This is a genomic window from Haloechinothrix alba, from assembly GCF_900188115.1.
In the GTDB taxonomy this organism is placed as follows: Bacteria; Actinomycetota; Actinomycetes; order Mycobacteriales; family Pseudonocardiaceae; genus Haloechinothrix; species Haloechinothrix alba.
Map to the genome: position 1 here is coordinate 1 of NZ_FZNW01000059.1, position 2,954 is coordinate 2,954.

Here is a 2,954-nt window from a genome sequence, read left to right on the forward strand (position 1 = left end):
GCCGACGCGGTCATCGCGAGTTTCGCCGATACTCCGGACCCGCGGCTGCGGGATATACTGACGAGCCTGGTGCGCCATCTGCACGCCTTCGTCCGTGACGTCGAGCCCACCTCGGCGGAATGGGAGAAGGTCATCGAGTTCCTCACAGCCGTGGGGCACATGTGCGACGACAAGCGCCAGGAGTTCATCCTGCTCTCCGACGTTCTCGGGGTGTCCATGCTGGTGGAGACCCTCAACGCCAGGGGACCGGACGCTGTCACCGCCTCGACCGTGCTCGGGCCGTTCCACGTCGTCGAGTCGCCCGCCCGCCGGCTCGGGGACAGCATCGACCTGCTGGGCGACGGCCCGCCGTGCGTGGTCGAGGGGCGGGTGGTCTCGCTCGACGGGACCCCGCTGCCCGGCGCCCAGCTCGACGTGTGGCAGGCCAACGACCAGGGCTTCTACGACGTGCAACAGCCCGATGTCCAGCCCCTTGGCAACGGCCGGGGACTGTTCACCGCGGACTCCGAGGGCCGGTTCCGGTTCCGCACCGTGCTGCCCAGCCACTACCCGATCCCGACCGACGGACCGGTGGGGCAGTTGCTGACCGCGACGAACCGCCACCCGTACCGGCCTGCCCACATCCACATCATCGTCAGCGCAGAGGGACACGTACCGGTCGTCACCCACGTCTTCGTCGCCGACAGCCCGTACATCGAAAGCGACGCCGTCTTCGCGGTGAAACGGAGCCTGATCCACGAGTTCCGGGAGGTCAGCGACCCTGATGAGGCGGAGCGGTACGGGGTGGCCGCCCCGTTCCGGCTGGCGAACGTCGATCTGGTGCTCGAACCGGAGTCCTGAGAGCAGGTGGCCGCTCGTTGCCGCGCTGTTCGGCGAGGTCGTACTGCAGCTGCCACACCGAGACACGCCTGTCGCCGCCGGTGCGCCGGGCGCGCAGGCGCCGGGTGGCAACGGTGTCGGCCAGGACGATCAGCCCGACAAGGGCCGCCGTCGCGGACAGCATCACGACCAGTGCCAGCGTCATAGCCGCACCCCTTGCGGCAGCCACAGCTGGTCGCGTGGGCGCACCGCGCGGCTCGGCGCGGCCGGCGTGCCGTGCGGCGGCAGCTCCAGCAGCCGGTCCACGACGTCGGCGACGCTGCCGGTGGCCTGCCACAGCGGGTGCGCCCCGGCACGGCCGTAGTCCTCCGCGCGGTACCGCGCGGCCAGCGCCTCGCCCGCAGCGCGCACCGTGACCGTGTCCACCGCACCGTCGCGCCAGCGCTCGGCGTGGATCGCGGCCAGCCCGCCGTGGTCGTGCAGGTGCACGAAGCCGAACCCCGCAGCGACACTGCGCCGCAGTGCGGCCAGGTGCTCCGCGTCCGGCTCGCGACCCCGGGCGCTCATCGGTCGCCGCCTGCGAGGGACCCGGCCGGTGCGGGAGTCGGGGTACCCGCGCCGGCCGGGAGCATCATCGGAATCACCGCGCACGCCTCGCAGCGCGATGCGGCGCCGGTGACCAGCACGCGGGTCGCACGCGTCGCCCGCCCGCAGCACGCGCGCGGGTAGTGCCGCGCCACCTCGAAGTCCGGGTAGGCGTGCCACCTGCCGTCATCCATCGAGATCAACCACCGCACGCCGCATCACCTAACATGCATTCCCACTGTGCATTCCCGTCGAGGGAATGCAACGATCGGGTGAGTGTGCCCGGGAGCACCGGCATGGAAGGGTCAGAGCATGGCGACTCCGACAGTGCGACGCTTGCAGCTGGGAAACGAACTCCGCCACCTGCGCGAGGAGGCCGGCGAGACGATCGAGGCCGCTGCCCAGGTGGTCGAGCGCACCACCAGTACGATCAGCAGGCTCGAACTCGGTCAGACGGCGCTCACCCAGCGTCAGCTCGGTGACCTGCTCGACTTCTACCGGGAGCGTATCGACGAGCCCGAGGACACCTCGTGGTTGTTCGACCTCGCCAAGGGAAACTCACAGCGTGGCCGCTGGTCCGGCTACCGCGCGATTTACGCCAAGTACTTCCGCATGGCCGTGGACCTGGAACAGGACGCATCGGCGATCAGTAAGTACCAGATGGAGATCGTGCCTGGTCTCCTCCAGACCGAGGACTACATCCGCGCGATGTTCGCCGACAGCCAGGCGAACATGGTCGACCAGACGGTGAAGGAGGCCATCAAGGCGCGGATGGAGCGGCAGCAGGTGCTGACCAAGCCCGACGCGCCGCAGGTGGGGTTCGTGTTCTCCGAGTCGGCCATCCGCCGCGTGGTCGGCAGCTCCGAGGTCATGCGCGATCAGCTTCACCGGTTGGTCGAGGTGGCACGGCAGCCGAACGTGCACCTCCAGGTGCTGCCCTTCGCGGCCAGCTCGGTTCCCCGCGTGACGTATGACTTCAACCTGTTCCGGGTGCCGTCACCTGGACCTGCTGGCCCGTTGGAGTTCGTCTACCTGGAGGAGCTGACCGATGGCAAGTACCTGGACGATCACGACGACGTGGCAGCCTATACTGGGCTCTGGCAGCGGCTGGTCGGGGCAGCCCTCGGGCCTGTGGAGTCGCGGGACGTCCTGCTCCGGGTGGCCGATGAGTTCCCGTAGCGCCATCGGAGGACGTGATGACGAGCTCGGCCGAGTTCACCGGCTGGCACAAGTCCAGCTTCAGCCCGCACAACAGCGAGTGCGTCGAGATCGGACACGCCCCCGGAGTGCGCGGTATCCGCGACAGCAAGCTCGGCGCGGACAGTCCCGTCATCGGCGTCTCGACGCGGGGTTTCGCCGCCCTGCTGGCGGCGGCGCACGAGGGCGCGCTCGACCGGTGAACCGGGCGGCCCGGTCGGTGGGTTCGGCATGACCGTGCGGGACTCGCGTCCGGGCATTGACCGCCTGTGGGAAGGGCTGACGTCCTTCCGCTACTCGCTGTTCCGGCTGGAAACGCTGCAACAGTACTCCGGAAGCAGCGAGGACGAGGC

5 protein-coding genes are annotated in these 2,954 nt (G+C 69.5%); 3 read left to right on the top strand and 2 right to left on the bottom strand.

Annotated elements, in window-relative coordinates:
• Positions 1-840: dioxygenase family protein (locus CHB84_RS22015; protein WP_141134786.1), on the top strand; the 840-nt coding region annotated here is incomplete at its 5' end.
• A 180-nt stretch (positions 841-1,020) separates the two neighbouring features.
• Here CHB84_RS22015 and CHB84_RS22020 read toward each other — a convergent pair.
• Both CHB84_RS22020 and CHB84_RS22025 read right to left on the bottom strand, forming a co-directional pair.
• Entirely contained in the window at positions 1,021-1,386 is a 366-nt protein-coding gene (locus tag CHB84_RS22020) for a hypothetical protein (RefSeq protein WP_089303553.1), read from the bottom strand.
• Positions 1,383-1,616 (bottom strand): hypothetical protein, encoded by a 234-nt coding sequence (locus tag CHB84_RS22025; RefSeq protein ID WP_089303554.1) that lies wholly within the window; start codon positions 1,614-1,616, stop codon positions 1,383-1,385. Before CHB84_RS22025 ends, CHB84_RS22020 begins: the two co-directional genes overlap by 4 nt.
• 100 nt (positions 1,617-1,716) lie before the next feature.
• On the opposite strand from CHB84_RS22025, the gene CHB84_RS22030 reads away from it, so the two are divergent.
• Positions 1,717-2,583, top strand: a complete 867-nt coding sequence (locus CHB84_RS22030) for a helix-turn-helix domain-containing protein (protein WP_089303555.1) — start codon at positions 1,717-1,719, stop codon at positions 2,581-2,583.
• Between the two features lie 17 nt (positions 2,584-2,600).
• Complete coding sequence (locus CHB84_RS22035) at positions 2,601-2,804, top strand: DUF397 domain-containing protein (RefSeq protein ID WP_089303556.1); 204 nt, start codon at positions 2,601-2,603, stop codon at positions 2,802-2,804.
• Positions 2,805-2,954 lie beyond the last annotated feature (150 nt).